This is a genomic window from Mesorhizobium sp. WSM4809 (genome assembly GCF_055811655.1).
On record NZ_JBVVQW010000008.1, the window covers coordinates 59,739 to 74,196 of the forward strand.

General features: G+C 63.1%; 14 protein-coding genes. 2 read left to right on the plus strand and 12 right to left on the minus strand.

Going from position 1 to position 14,458, the window contains the following annotated elements; genetic code table 11:
- From AC0L24_RS20615 to AC0L24_RS20650, 8 genes are all read right to left on the minus strand, one after another.
- Positions 1–783, minus strand: a complete 783-nt coding sequence (locus AC0L24_RS20615; RefSeq protein WP_352675079.1) for an ABC transporter ATP-binding protein — start codon at positions 781–783, stop codon at positions 1–3.
- Between the two features lie 10 nt (positions 784–793).
- Positions 794–1,561 (minus strand): ABC transporter permease, encoded by a 768-nt coding sequence (locus AC0L24_RS20620; RefSeq protein ID WP_189526244.1) that lies wholly within the window; start codon positions 1,559–1,561, stop codon positions 794–796.
- Between the two features lie 100 nt (positions 1,562–1,661).
- On the minus strand, positions 1,662–2,669 hold the full coding sequence (locus tag AC0L24_RS20625; RefSeq protein WP_127269923.1) for an ABC transporter substrate-binding protein: 1,008 nt from the start codon (positions 2,667–2,669) through the stop codon (positions 1,662–1,664).
- A gap of 200 nt (positions 2,670–2,869) precedes the next feature.
- Positions 2,870–4,168: a hypothetical protein gene (locus AC0L24_RS20630; protein ID WP_473564115.1), complete on the minus strand. Its 1,299-nt coding sequence runs from the start codon at positions 4,166–4,168 to the stop codon at positions 2,870–2,872.
- A gap of 106 nt (positions 4,169–4,274) precedes the next feature.
- Positions 4,275–5,006 (minus strand): histidine utilization repressor, encoded by a 732-nt coding sequence (hutC, locus tag AC0L24_RS20635; protein WP_473564116.1) that lies wholly within the window; start codon positions 5,004–5,006, stop codon positions 4,275–4,277.
- 32 nt (positions 5,007–5,038) lie between these two features.
- A complete protein-coding gene (locus AC0L24_RS20640) occupies positions 5,039–6,064 on the minus strand; it encodes a zinc-dependent alcohol dehydrogenase (protein WP_352581179.1) in 1,026 nt (341 codons plus the stop codon).
- Between the two features lie 15 nt (positions 6,065–6,079).
- Complete coding sequence (hisD, locus tag AC0L24_RS20645) at positions 6,080–7,402, minus strand: histidinol dehydrogenase (RefSeq protein ID WP_473564117.1); 1,323 nt, start codon at positions 7,400–7,402, stop codon at positions 6,080–6,082.
- Positions 7,403–7,608: 206 nt separating this feature from the next.
- Complete coding sequence (locus tag AC0L24_RS20650; protein ID WP_128309466.1) at positions 7,609–8,382, minus strand: SDR family NAD(P)-dependent oxidoreductase; 774 nt, start codon at positions 8,380–8,382, stop codon at positions 7,609–7,611.
- 132 nt (positions 8,383–8,514) lie between these two features.
- On the opposite strand from AC0L24_RS20650, the gene AC0L24_RS20655 reads away from it, so the two are divergent.
- Positions 8,515–9,618, plus strand: a complete 1,104-nt coding sequence (locus tag AC0L24_RS20655) for a histidinol-phosphate transaminase (protein WP_127809699.1) — start codon at positions 8,515–8,517, stop codon at positions 9,616–9,618.
- A gap of 212 nt (positions 9,619–9,830) precedes the next feature.
- A complete protein-coding gene (locus AC0L24_RS20660; protein WP_127809698.1) occupies positions 9,831–10,091 on the plus strand; it encodes a hypothetical protein in 261 nt (86 codons plus the stop codon).
- A gap of 138 nt (positions 10,092–10,229) precedes the next feature.
- Here AC0L24_RS20660 and AC0L24_RS20665 read toward each other — a convergent pair whose 3' ends face one another.
- From AC0L24_RS20665 to AC0L24_RS20680, 4 genes are all read right to left on the minus strand, one after another.
- Positions 10,230–10,913, minus strand: a complete 684-nt coding sequence (locus AC0L24_RS20665) for an SGNH/GDSL hydrolase family protein (protein WP_127271777.1) — start codon at positions 10,911–10,913, stop codon at positions 10,230–10,232.
- Positions 10,914–10,977: 64 nt separating this feature from the next.
- Entirely contained in the window at positions 10,978–11,931 is a 954-nt protein-coding gene (locus tag AC0L24_RS20670; RefSeq protein WP_127272456.1) for an ABC transporter permease, read from the minus strand.
- Positions 11,932–11,934: 3 nt separating this feature from the next.
- Entirely contained in the window at positions 11,935–12,897 is a 963-nt protein-coding gene (locus AC0L24_RS20675; RefSeq protein ID WP_127382428.1) for an ABC transporter permease, read from the minus strand.
- A gap of 8 nt (positions 12,898–12,905) precedes the next feature.
- Positions 12,906–14,417 carry a sugar ABC transporter ATP-binding protein gene (locus AC0L24_RS20680; protein WP_473564118.1) on the minus strand — a complete coding sequence of 504 codons (1,512 nt, stop codon included), beginning with the start codon at positions 14,415–14,417 and terminating at the stop codon, positions 12,906–12,908.
- Positions 14,418–14,458: the final 41 nt, after the last annotated feature.

Consider the following 14,458-nt stretch of genomic DNA (forward strand, 5'->3'; position numbering starts at 1 on the left):
CTACGCCATTTCGGGGCGTTTTGAACCCTCGCGGATGGCCTTGTGCACGCCGCGCTGCAGATCCATGAATGCAGGGCTTTCCATCACCTCTTCGCGGCGCGGGCGCTCAATATCGACGTTGAAGGTCTGCGTGATGCGTCCCGGGCCGATCCCCATGACGACGATGCGGTCCGACAGATAGACGGCCTCCTCCACATCATGAGTGACAAACAGGACGGTCAACCTGTGTTCCTCCCAGATCTGGGTCAGCAGTTCCTGCATCTGATGCCGGGTCAAGGCATCGAGCGCGCCGAATGGCTCGTCCATCAACAGCATCTTGGGCCGGTAGGAAAGCGCGCGCGCAATGGCGACGCGCTGTTTCATGCCGCCCGAGAGTTCGGCCGGATAGCGGTCGGCGCTGTCGGACAGCTTGACGAGTTCGAGATGCTCCAGCGCGATCCTGCGGCAGGTCGGGCGATCGTGACCGGCGGCCTTAAGGGCAAATTCGATGTTCTGCCGCGCCGTCAGCCAGGGAAGCAGCGTGTAGGACTGGAAGACGACGCCACGGTCGAGACCCGGCTGCAGGATCGGCGCGCCATCGATGCTGAGATCGCCGGCGTCGAAGTCCTGCAGTCCGGCCACGATCGACAGCAGCGTGCTCTTGCCGCAGCCCGACGTGCCGACCAGGGAGACAAACTCGTTGTCGGCAAGATCGAGATTGATGTCGCGCAGCACTTCCGTGCGCCGCTCGCCGGTGCCGAAGCTCTTGTGGAGACCGGCGATCCGCAATTTGGGGGGGCTCATCGGCTGGACCTCATTGCGAGCGGCCCTCTTGCTTGAACAGCACCTTTTCCAGCGCCTTCATCACCTGGTCGGTGATGAGGCCGAGCAGGCCGAGCAGCAGGATGTAGCCGATGATCGTGTTTGTCTGGAAATAGCGCTGCGACACGGTGATGCGATAGCCGAGCCCCGAAGTCGCGGCGACAAGTTCGGCCAGCACCAGCCAGGTCCATGCCCAGCCGAGGCTGATGCGCAGCGTATCCCAGATGCCCGGCAAGGCGCTGGGAACGACGATGCGCGTCAGGATCTTGCGATCCGGCAAGCCGAGTGTACGCCCAAGGCCAATGAAATCGGCTGGAACCCGTTTCACATTGTCCATGATCATCAGCACCTGCTGGAAGAAGGTGCCGATGAAGATGATCAGGAATTTCTGCGAATCTCCGGTGCCCGCCCACAGGATGGAGAGCGGCACGAAAGCGACGACCGGCATGTAACGGATGAAATCCACCAGCGGCTCGATGGCCGCTTCCCAGGACCGGAAACTGCCGATCAGCACGCCGATCGGTATCGACAGGGCCGAGGCGATGAGGAAGCCGATGGAGATACGGTACATCGAGGCTTTGAGGTCCAGCCACAACGTGCCGTCGGTCGCGAGCTTGGCGATCTGCATAGCTACGCTGCCCGGCGACGGCAGGAAGATCGGCTTTACCAACCCCAGTCCGGTCGCCGCCCACCAGGCAAGGCCGAGCCCGACGAACACGGCCACCGCGATGATCAGGAAGCGCGACCTGGCGATGGGCACGCCGATCCCGGAGGATCGGCGGCGCCTCGCCGGTTTCGTGACCGGTCCTGCCGCCGGTCGCTCCCGGGGCATCTGTGTCACCACCGCGATCCGGCCTTGGTCATTCCGCCGCCTTGACGAAGGCCGGGTCGATCATCTGCTCCGGTGTCACATCGGCCTGCAGCAGCTTGGCGTTCTTGGCGGCGGCTTCGACATCGGCGAAGGTCTTGGTGGTGAAGTCGCCTGTCAGCGCCGTCTTGTTTTCGGCGAGTGAGTAGTAGCGCACGCCGTCAAAGGCGGTGTTGAGGTCCTTGACGTCCGAACCGACGGCCTTGGCGATGATGGCGCGTCCACCGGGCGTGTCGGCATTGTAGTCCTTGAGCGCCGCGTCCCAGCTCTTGATCATGGCCAGCACCTGGCCGGGCCGCGACTTGATCACCTCGTCACGCACCACCAGCACGTCGCTGATCAGGCCGGGATCCTCGCCGGCGGTGAACAGCAGCTTGAGGTCCTTGTTCTGCGCCATGGCGACGGTGAGGTACGGTTCATAGGTCACCGCGACCGGCACCTGGCCGGCGATCAAGGCGCTGCCGGCATCGGACGCAGGCATCGGAACCGGCTTCACATCGTCGATCGACATGCCGTTCCTGGCGAGCGCGTATTTGAGCAGAATGTCGCTCGTCGTGCCTTCCTCGAAGGCCACCTGCTTGCCCTTGAGGTCCGCGATGGAGGTGACGTCCTTGCCGGCGATGATGGCGTCGGCGGTCATGGAAACGTCGAGCAGCAACACGATCTTCACCGGAAGGCCGGCCGCGACCATGCCCATCGCCGTGTGGGTGGCGATGTTGGCGGCGTCGAGCTGGCCGCTTGCAAGTGCTGCGTTGATGTCCTTGTCCTCGGCGAAGTTGACGATCTGGACGTCGCTCAGCCCGTTCGTCTTGAACAGGCCCTTGGCCTCGGCGACATGCCATTGGCCATAGCCGAGCCAGGGCTCGATGCCGATCTTGAACGCTCCTGCCTCGGGCGTGGTGGGAATGGCCGCATCGGCTGCGTAGGCTGCCGGGGCGGCGGCCAGCCCGATGGCGGCGGCCATCACGAGCGCGCGAAATTGTCCTGTTAGGTTACGCATCATCTTTGTTCCCCTTGATGATCAGACCGCTTTTTCTAACCCAGGCAGCCGGTCTGGTGAGACTGCGGGTTTCTGCTCTTGCGGCACTGTGCCTCGGCGTCTTACCTGCCACTTCATGGTGAAGTGCGAGGATATTTCAGCGTCAGCGGGAGCGGATGTCAAGGCTAAAATACATACATGCATATACAAGCTGGAAAGACTCAATTTTCACGCTTTTCCGGATCGATCCGGTCGAGGAAATCTGTCGCCCGATCAGCTCCGGCAACGGGTTCGCTGCCGACCATGACCGCGACTGAAAAGGCAATAAGGGAGGAGACCGGCGTGTGGCTGCGCGCGCCGGCCCGCAGGTTCATGACCAGCGTCGGCGACAGGAAAAGACCGGCCCGCAGCACCGCGCGCCAATCGGCCGGCAGCATGCCGCGCCGTTTGAGCTCCAGCAGCAATGGCCGCCACAGCGCTGTCGCCTTGACCTCCAGCAGGTCGCTGCGGACGGGGCTCAGGTCCCAGTCCGTGTCGACATGGAGCAGATTTCCGTCCAGCCGCGCCTGGGCGCCAAAAGCCTCTGTCGCGGTCGCCGGATCATAGAGCCAGAACGGATGGGCAAAGATGTTGTGGAACGTCGCCTTCACCTCCGCCAGAAGCGTCGGGATATGCGAGCCGGCAAAGGCGGGATCGAAGAAGGACAGCTCCGCCCTCCCCGCCTTAGCCGTGTACCAGACATTGGCGTTGTGGGCGTCGCCATGCGCGACCACGCCGCCGGCATCGGCAAGCCGGTCGGGCCGCAAGCGCACCGCGGCGGCATCGAAAAGCTCACCGACGCTGTGGGTGTACTGCTGGCCGTTGATGACGAATTTCAGCCGGGAAAACCGATCCCAATCCAGCTCGGCACCGGGAAAGACGAACGGCTTGCCGACATAGAAATCGGCCAGCCGGCCGCCTGGCGACAAGCGTGTGTTTGCATCGATCAGCCGCTCATGAAACAGCCTGTGGATCGGCTCCGCCGAGACCTCCGCGACAGTCACCGGATGCAGCGTCTCGAGATAGACCTTGAGCAGCCTGGCCGACAGGTCGCGCTCGGCAAGAACGGCTTCTTGCCGCTTGCCGGCATCGTCCTGCGCATCCAGCGCGAACAGCACATCCGAAAATCTCGGATCCGTGCGGCGGCGGTAGACAAGGATCTGCTCGCCGGGCTGCGCCGACATGTGTATGGGTTGGTCGACCGGCAGGCCGGCGCGCGACAGAATCTCGGCGCGGTAATACTCGCCCGTCATCGCCTCCTCCCGCTCCTCCTGATGGAACTTGAAGAAGTAGGCCTTGCCGTCGTCTTCGAAGAAGCCGTTCAGCGAATTGAGGCTGTATTTGTCGAAGTTGATGCGCACATTGCGGGGACTCATCGCGAACAGGTCGCCCAGCAATGCCGCCAGCGCGCTTTGTGCTTCGGCAACATCATGCTGCGCGAGTGCCCGGATCTGCGCCGTGCGACTCGGTGTCTGCGTCATCTGTTGTCCTTCTTGGCCCGTCCATTCGAGAGCGAAAGCGTTCTCGTCAGCACATGTATATACATTGGCAACGAAACCGCTCCGACTTGCATTCGTCCTGCTTCCGTTAGCTGCTTTTTGAAGGGGAATAGCGGCTGCCGAGCGAGTAGCGACTGCCGGCATAAGTCAGCTTGCTGATGGTGGCCACCACCGCGCCTGTCCATGTCCGGCGGTGCAGGAAAAGGCAGCAGGCGCCGACATCGATGCCCAGATGCCGCGCCGTCTCGGCGTCGGCCGGGATCGCCGAGATGATATGCTCGACTTCGGTCACCGGGGTTTTCTGCATGAGATAGTCGTAGGTCGCCGTCTTCGAAAAATCCTGCTTGTCGTAATCGGGAATGAGGCTCGGATTGACGAAGCGCTCTTCCAGCTGCACCGGCAGATCATTCTCGAAATTGACGACGACGGAATGATAGATCGAGACGCGCTTTGGAAACTCGAACGACAGCGCCAGCTCCTTTGTCGGCATGATGGTTTCGAGGACGAGGACTTCGGAACGATGCCTGTTGCCGCGCTCGACGATCTCGGCTGCGATGTTGTTGATCTCGATCAGCGTCGATTGCGGCCGCGGCGGCGCGATGAAGGTTCCCACACCTTGCAGGCGGATCAGGAACCCGGCCGAGGTCAACTCTCTGAGCGCCCGGTGAACCGTCATCCGCGACACGCCGAGCGACGCCACCAACTCGTTCTCGGACGGCAGCTTGCGATCCTTGCCCCACCGGCCCGTTCCGATGTTCGCCAGGATGTAGCCCTTCACCTTCTCGTAAAGAGGGCTGGCCGTGTCGGGCAAAGTGATCATTTCAAAAGTCCTTTCCGGCGATTCATCGGAAATCACGACTGCTCGACAGGTTGCCGCATGCGGATGATTGTTTTCAAGCCGTCGCTGTGTCCCGCCAACAGCCGCTCATAGGCAGCCGGAATGTCATCCAGGCCGATCTCCTGGTCGATCAGCGCCAACAGCGGTTCGCTGAGTTCACCTAGCATCCGCACCGCCTCGGGCAGCTCATCGGCAAAGGCGTGGCATCCCAGCAAGCCGATTTCGCGTTCGACCAGCGTATTGGGATCAATGTCGAGGCGGCCATGGAAAATGCCCACCATGGCGATCGTGCCGCCGGGATCGACAACGCCAAGCAACTGGTTGAGCGCCGCGACGCTGCCGGTCGCCTCAATGGCCGCGAGCAGCGGGGCATTGGCGGTTGCGGCGGCAACGGCATCTCGGTTCAGATCGACGATCCTGGCACCCGTCACCTGCGACACGCGGGCGCTGCGAGCTTGGTTGCGGTCGGCGACGAGCACGGTGCCGGCGAAGGTTCGCGACAGCAATAGCGCGGCAAGACCGCCGATCGGCCCGCAGCCGACGACCAGCACGGAGCCGGCCGTTTTCGGCAGGCGCCGCACCGCGTGCAGCGCCACCGCCAGCGGCTCGGCCATCGCCGCGACCCGCTCGTCGAGCCCGGCATCGATGATATGCAAGAGCCGTGCGGGCAGCACCGCCTGTTCGGCAAACCCGCCGTCGCAGATTTCTCCCACAAAGCCCAGCGACACACAGAGATGCCGCCTGCCGCCATGACATTGCGCGCAGTCTCCGCACCAGAAACGGGAATCGGCGACCACCCTGTCGCCGACGGCGAAGGCGTCCACGCCCGCGCCGATGGCAGTCACCGTGCCGGTCAACTCATGGCCGGCCGTCGAAGGCGACCGGCTTATCCACTGTCCCGTGCGGAAATTGTGCAGGTCCGAACCGCAAATGCCGGCGGCGTCGACCCTGAGCTTCACCCAGCCCGCATCCGGCACGCCCGGCGTGGCGATGTCCTCGATGCGCAAGTCACCAGGTCCATACAGTCGTGCGGCCTTCATCACGATCGCTTCCGCTCAACCGGCGAGATAGCGGTCGCGGATTTCCGAGACCGCGTTCTCATGCGAGCTGAAGCCCTCGTAGCGGGCGAGCCTGCGGGCGTGCAGAGCGAGTTCAGGATAGGCCACCGAGGTGACATAGCCGACCGACGAGCGCTTGACGAAATCCGTTACCGAAAGCGGCCCGTAGGTCCGCGCCCAACGGCTGGTCGGCAGCACAGCATTGGGACCGAGAACGAAGTTGGCCAGCGTCACCGGCGTGTGCGGACCCATCAGGATTTCGGCCGCCTCGGTGATGCGCCCGAGATGCGCGAACGGCTCCTTCGACAGGATCTCGAGATGTTCGGGCGCATAGTCGTTGATGAAGCGGTAGCTGTCTTCCAGCGACGCGGTCAGCACGATGCCGCCGCGCTTGCCGGTCAGCACCGCGCGCGAAAACTCCACACGCTGTTCGGTCATCCGCGACCAATGCTCGGGAAGTGCAGCAAGCGCTGCTTCTGCAACCTTGCGGCTGTGCGTCACCAGATAGGCCGAGGAATCCGGCCCGTGCTCGGCTTCGATCAACAGGTCGAGCGCGGCAAGGCCGCCGTCAACGCTGTCATCGGCAAAGATGATCGCTTCCGACGGGCCGGCCGGAAGGCCTGTGTTGATGACCGACGACAGCACGCTCTTGGCCGCGACCACCCACGGGCTGCCGGGGCCGACGATCTTGAGCGCGGGCTTCACCGTCTCGGTGCCGTAAGCGACGGCGGCAACTGCCTGGGCGCCGCCGCATTTGTAGACCGTGCCCACGCCGGCGAGACGCGCGGCGACGAGCGTTGCCGCATCCACCGAACCATCCGATGTCGGCGGCGTCACGATGGCGATCTGCGGCACGCCGGCAATCACCGCCGGCACCGACGTCATCATCGTCACCGATGGAAAGGCGCCCTTGCCGCGCGGCACGTAGAGCGCAACGGATGCGATCGGCGTGTACCTGTCGCCGGCATAGGCGCCCGGCCGGACTTCCTTGAGCCACATCGTCTCCGGCTTCTGCTCTTCGTGGAAATGCCTGATGTTGTCGATGCCGAACCGGATGCTCTCGACGACGTCCTTTTCCACCTTGTCGAACGCCGCGTCGAACTCGGCTTCCGACACCTGCAGTTCGCCCTCGGCGACATTGGCCTTGTCGAGATCCCTGGCGAAGCGGATCAAGGCGGCATCGCCTTCGTCCTTGACGGCCTGGATGATCGGCCGGACCTTCTCGACGAAGACCGTCAGATCGGCCTCGGCGCGCTTCAGCAGACTGGCGCGCTGGTCGGCATCGATGGATGACAAATCGTGGAAGCTGATGTCGGACATGATTGCTCGTCTCCTGGAACTCTTGGAACGCAATGACGGTTGGCCCGTGGATGGCCATAGTTCTGCGGGTCGACAGGCCGACCGGGGCAAGGATCAAAGCCGTCGAGAGGCTTCACCGGGCAAAAGTATATACATGTATGTATGATAGTCGCCAGCAATTTTTCCATCATCCTTCCCGTCGAAACCACGGAGACAAACCTGCCTCGTCAGATCGAGGCGAGAAAGCCGCCATCGACCGGAATGGACTGGCCGGTTATGTAGGCAGCCGCATCCGAAGCGAGGAACACGGCGATGCCATGCAGGTCGTGGAGGTCGCCGAAACGACGCTGCGGGATCTTGGCCAGCATGGAGTGCTGCCATGCCTCGTTGCTGTAGAAAACGTCGGTCATCGCCGTCCTGAAATATCCCGGCGCGATGGCGTTGACCCTTATGCCAAGCTCCGCCCACTCCGCCGCAAGGGCGCGGGTCATGCCGAGCAGGCCCGACTTCGACGAGCCGTATGGCACCGCGGTGGGAATTCCGACTTCGGATGTCAGCGAGCACAGATTGATGATGGCACCAGGACGGCCGGCATCGCGCATCTGCCGCGCGGCGGCCTGGGCGCAGAAGAACGCTCCCTTGAGATTCGTGTCGACGATCCTGTCCCACAGCGCCTCGTCGACATCGAGCGAGGGCCGCACCTCCTCCATCCCGGCATTGTTTACGAGAATGTCGAGACCGCCAAGCAGGCCGGCAGCCTCGTTGGTGGCTGCGCGGCAGCGGCCGACATCGGTGACGTCGAGAGCGATGGCGTGCGCCACTCCGCCGGCGGCGCGGATGGCTGCCGTTGTGTCCTGCAATGAGGCCAGGCTGCGCGCCGAGACCGCGACGTCGGCGCCGGCAGCACTCAGCGCTTCGGCGATGCTGCGCCCGATGCCTCGGCTTGCGCCGGTGACAAGCGCCTTCCTGCCGGAGAGATCGAAGAGAGAAGCGTTGCGCATGTGATCCTCCTGATCGGTGTTGGCCTCGGCGCCGGTATCAATGCTATCAGATCGCAGGTTACATATACAAGCATATACAAATCATTTCAGCTGCGGTACTGATGACGAAATCCGCTGCAAAGGAGCCCACCCGTGTCGAAAGCCTCGGATATGGTCCGCACCGAAGTCAACCGTTTGTCGCCCTACAATTCCGGGCTCACCATTGACGAGGTCATGGAGCGATACGCACCGGCCAGGATCGCCAAACTGGGCTCCAACGAAAACCCGCTCGGGCCCAGCCCGAAGCTAGCCACGACGATGCATGCCGGCTCCGAGATGTTCCGCCTCTATCCCGACCCCGCCGGGCGCAAGCTGCGCCAGGCGATCGGCGACAAATATGCCGTCGCCGAGGGCCAGATCATCCTCGGCAACGGTTCCGAAGACCTTCTCTCCGTCATCAGCCGTGCCGTGTTGCGGCCGGGCGACGCGGTCGTCACGCTCTATCCGTCGTTCCCGCTGCATGAGGACTACGCAACGCTGATGGGGGCGACCGTCAAACGCGTTGTCGTCAACGACGATCTCACCATCAATGTCGATGCGCTGGTCGAGGCGGTGCGCGAGCGGCCGCGCATGCTGCTGTTTTCGAACCCGATGAACCCGGTCGGCAGCTGGCTCTCCGGCGGCGATCTGTCGAGGGTTCTGGATGCGGTCGGCGACGAGACGCTGATCGTCATCGACGAAGCCTATGCCGAATATGCCAAGGGCGACGATTATGCATCGTCCCTGCCCTATCTCGAAAAGCTGGGCCGGCCCTGGATCGTGCTGCGGACCTTTTCCAAGGCGTTCGGTCTGGCCGGATTGCGGATCGGCTTCGGCATCGTCGGTGACCCGGAGCTGCGCGCGCTGCTCGATCGCGTCCGCACGCCTTTCAACGCCAACGCGATGGCCCAGGCGGCCGCACTCGCGGCACTGGCCGACGACGAACACCTTGCCAGGGTCGTCGCGCTGGCCAATGCAGAGAGAAAACGCGTCGAGACTTTCCTGGCGAGCAAGGGCCTCGATGTCGCTGCCTCCAGGGGCAACTTCCTGTTCTTCAACTGCCGGCAAGATGCTTCCGCCTTCGTCGAAGGCCTGCTGCGTCACGGCGTCATCGTCAAGCCGTGGAAGCAGCAGGGTTTTGACACCTATGTGCGAGTCAGCATCGGCTCGACAGCGGAGAACGACCATTTCATGGCCGTTCTGTCGGAGCTGTTGTGAATACACGCTTTGGTCGGGATTCGGACGGGCAAGTTGACCCGCGCCTTGCGGCTGCGATGTGCCAGTTCGGACACGATGTCACTCTGCGGTGCAGTTCGTTGAACGAAGGCAATAGATTTTTTGGGCTTCAAGCCGACAGCAGGCCTTAACTTTCGCGGCGTGGGTTTTTACATCTCGGGGGTCTGCAAACGATCGACGCTGAGGAGGCTCCCTTGCAGCAACCAGATGGCATCGCCGCCCGCCGATTGAGCATTCTCATCGAGCAATATGTGGAAGCGCGCAAAAAGCGCTACGACTATGTGTCGACCGAGCAGGCCTATCGGGCCATCCGGCAGGTCCTCAAACCCGCCATTCCCGATCGCGAACTCGACGACATGGTCGCCTCGCTTGCCGTGAAGAACGGCCTGGCGGTCGTTTTCGACCGCCAAACCAAATCGTCTGCCGATCATGTTCCTCGGGGCACAAGGCCCTAGATCAACGCAGGTCTGCAGGCGTCGAGCGCCACATCGATACGGGGCCAAACGGCCCCGTATCGATGTGCATCGCCGGAGCAACGAGCGATACACCCGCGCCGTAGGCCTGTGTGCCGCGAGCCGACGGGCGTGGCGGCTTCAGGCGGCAGTGCTGACCTTGCCCGGCTCAAGGATCGACTTGACCTTGTCGGCGACGGCGCGTCCCAGATCGGCGTTGTTTCCGGCAGTAAAATGGATGCCGTCAACACCATCCGTGGTGAGGTAATCGCCGGCATTGAGGAAATCGATCTTCATGAAATCCGCCATCGCCTTGTACTGCCTGGCCAGATCCCTGGATTTTTCGTGCCCGCCACCAAACATGCCCTCGAACCACGGATCGGGCATCGGGGTCAGCGGCGGCGGCGCAATGACCAGCGCCTTGGGAGCCGGATAAGGGGTGCCGATGCCGCCGGCACTGGTCAGGATCTGCCCGACCAGTTTCGCCATTCCATTGGCGATCTCATAAGGCGTCCGGCGGAAATAAGACTTGGTGTCGTTGGTGCCGAGCATGACGATGACCAGGTCGAGCGGCAGATGGCTGGCGATGGCCGAGGGCAGATAGTTCGCCCCGTTCAGGCGCGGATCGTTGGGGTCGTCGAGACAGGTCGTGCGCGCGCTCAGGCCTTCTTCGATGATGTGGTAGCCCGCCCCCAGCGCCGCCGCCATCACACCGGTCCAGCGCTGATCATAAGGGTAGCGGTAGGTCGGCGACCCTTCCTTGACCGGAACCCAGCCCCAGGTCAGCGAGTCGCCGTAGCACATGATGTTTTTTGGCGGTGACATCCATGTTTCTCCATCTGTTTGCAATTGTCTGAACGCCGGCGCACTTGCTCTTCGCCGTTTCAAATCAGGGGTTTCGCACGCGCACTCCGTAGAAGATCGCCGCGCCGAGGATGATGACGCCCTGCGCGATGAGCTTGCCGGGCTCGTCGATGCCGAGCACCGTCATCACCACGAACAGCAGCGCAAAACACAGCGCCCCGAAGAAAGGCCCCCAGACGCCGCCGTCGCCACGACCGAAGACGACGCCGCCGAGGATCGTTGCCGCGACCGCCAGGATCGGCAGGTCGAGGCCGATACGGACGCTGCCGACGGCGATGGAACCGGTCTGCACCAGGGCGGCGATCGCCGCTATCAGGCCGGCGAGCGTATGCGCCAGGATGACCGTGCGCTGGACCGGCACGCCGGAAAAATGCGCGGCTTCGGCATTCTCCCCGACCGAAGCGACGTAGCGGCCAAAGATGGTCCGCGACAGAAGCAGCCACACCGAAGCGGTCAGCAGGACCCAGAACAGCACCGGCGTCGGAACCGACAGGAATTTCGTGTTGTATAGGTCGTTGAACAGCTTCGGCACATCGCCGGGCGGATTGCCGCTCGACAGGAACTGCACCAGCCCGACCAGGATGATGCTGACCGCCAGCGTGACGATGACCGCCGACACCCGCCGGTTGCCGATCATGAAGCCGTTGAACAGGCCGATGACGAGGCCGGTGGCGAGCGCCAGCACGACGAAGAAAGGCATCGACGCGCCGGGGAAAGTGCCCGACGAGATGAAATAGTTGATGAGCAGGATGATGCCGCCGCCAGAGAGGTCGATCGACTTCACCCGCATGACGACGAGCTGCCCCAGCACCAGGATGCCGAGCGGCACGATCTGCCTGACGAAGATGCCCATGATGTTGAGGTTGAGCATGTTCGGCCGCGCGATCCACAGCGTCGCCAGCAGCACGATGAAGACAAAATAGGACGGCGGGATGCGCAGCAGACGCCGGGCGATCGGATTTGCGAGAACGGCGGCCATCGCTCAGAGCCCCATTTTCTTGCGGGATTGCAACCCGACCACCGCCAGCAGGATGCCGCCCTTGATCGCTGTCTGAACAAAGGGCGAGACGTTGGCGAGGTTCATGCCGTTAGCCAGCAGCGCCATGACCAGCGCGCCGATCACTGTGCCGTGCAGGCTGCCGATGCCGCCGGAGAGCTGGGTGCCTCCGAGCGCCACGGCGGTGACGGTATCGAGTTCGAAAAGCAGACCGACATTCGGATCGCCCGACACGATGCGCCCGGCCAGGAAGACACCGGCAGCGGCCGCGAAACAGGAGCAGACCACATAGGCAAGGATAATGTTGCGGCGGTCGGAGACGCCGAAATTGCGGGCAGCGCTTTCGGCGCCGGACGCGATGCCGCCGCCGATCGCAAACAGATGCAGCCCGTACCGGGATCCGTAGAGCAGTTTCCACGCTGCCAGGATCACGATGATGCCCCAGAAAACCGGATAGGGAATGCCGAGGAAACTGCCCGAGACGGCATCGATGACGATCTCCGGCACGGTGCCGCCGGAGACGGGCCGCAGGATGCGCGTGATGCCGAGCACGATGTACTGCGTCGACAGCGTCGCGATGATCGGATGGACGTTGAAGCGGGTGATCGCCATGCCGTTGATCAGCCCGATGAGTGCCGCCAGCACGAAGACCGCCGGGATCAGCACGATCGCCGGCTGGTCGAGCGCCAGCACCGCGGTGGTGAAGCTGATGACCGAGCCGACCGACAGGTCGAGCCCGCCGATGAGCACGACGACGAGCTGTCCTATCGCCGCGATGATCAGCGGCATCGCCTGGGCAACCAGGTTGAAGAGGTTCTCGGCCGTGGCGAACTGCGTCGTCTCGACGGTCAGCCACAGCGAAATGAGCAAGGCGACCAGCAGTGGCAGGCCCCACAGGCCTTGCCGCGTGTTCCGGCCACTCAGGATGTTGAAAAGCGAACGATGCATGGAGGCCCCTAATGCTGGCGCGCGGAGCCGCCCGTCAGGGCCGCGTCGAGGATCTTGTGTTCTGTCGCCTGCGCTGCCGGCATTTCGGCAACGATGGTGTCGTCATGGACGACGTAGATGCGGTCGCAGAGCCCGATCAATTCGATCGTCTCGCGCGACAGCACCAGCACGGCGCCGCCCTTGGCGGTAAAGTCGCGCAGCAGGTGGTAGATCTCGGACTTGGCGCCGATGTCGACGCCGCGGGTCGGCTCCTCGACCAGCAGAAGATCGAGATCGGCGGCCAGGTAGCGGCCGAGCAGAACCTTTTGCTGGTTGCCGCCGGACAGGGAGCCGACCGGCGCGGACGGCCCTGCCGCCTTTATGTTCATGACCTCCATCATGCGAGCGATCACGTTTCGATACGGCCGCGCCGGCGCGAGCTCGGATCGCCTCGAATGCAATCCGATGGCGATGTTGTGGGCGATTGGCAAAGCGAGGAAGAGCCCCTCTTCCTTGCGGTCCTCGGGAACGAAGCCGACCCTCAGCTGCTGCAAATGGCGAACGCCTGATGATGGCGGGAGCGGCATTTTCAGCGCTTTGCCGTTGACGGAAATCGTCCCGGCGGAGGGATGATAGCGGCCGATCAGCGATCTCAGGAAGCGCTGCTGGCCCTGTCCCTCCAGGCCGGCCAGGGCGACGATCTCGCCCTTGTGCAATGTCAGCGACAGCGGCCGCGATGTCTCGGTGATCCTCAGGTTCTCGACGCGCAGGATCTCGTCGCCTTTGTTATCAGTACGATCGGGAAAAAGGTCCTGAAGCTCGCGTCCGACCATCATGGTGATGAGGTCGTCGGTGGTGATCTCGGACACCATTCTGGTGCCGACCAGTGCGCCGTCCTTCAGCACCGTCACCGTGTCGCACAGCTCGAAGATCTCCTCCATGCGATGCGAGATGTAGACGACAGCCTTCCCCTTATCGCGCAGCCGGCGGATGTTGCGGTTGAGCACATCGACATCGGCCGCGTTGAGCGCCGCCGTCGGTTCATCGAGGATGAGCACGCCGGCGTCGGCCTGGATGCAATGCGCGATCTCGACGAATTGCCGCTCGGCTATGGCCAGGTTTGAAACGAGTTGCGACGGGTCGAGCGTGAGGCCGAGTTCGCCAAGCGCCTTGGCGGTCTGGCTGCTCATCACCCGATAATCGATCGAGCCGAACCGGGTCGTCGGCTCCCGGCCCAGAAACATGTTTTCGGCGATCGACAGATTGGGCAGCAGCGAGTGCTCCTGGAAAACGGTCGAAATGCCGGCATCGAGTGCGGCTCGCGGCGATTTCAGATCGAGCTTCTCCCCGTTCATGAAGATCTCACCGGAATCGGGCTGATGCACGCCCGCCAGGATCTTCATCAACGTCGATTTGCCGGCGCCGTTCTCGCCCATCAGGGCGTGGACGCTGCCCGCCTTGAGATCGAGGGAAACGGAATGGAGCGCCCTGCTCCCTCCGAACGCCTTCGAAATGTGGGACATCTCGATAAGATTGGTCACGAAACCCTCGAACGAACCGGATTCGACAGATGGAATGGCCT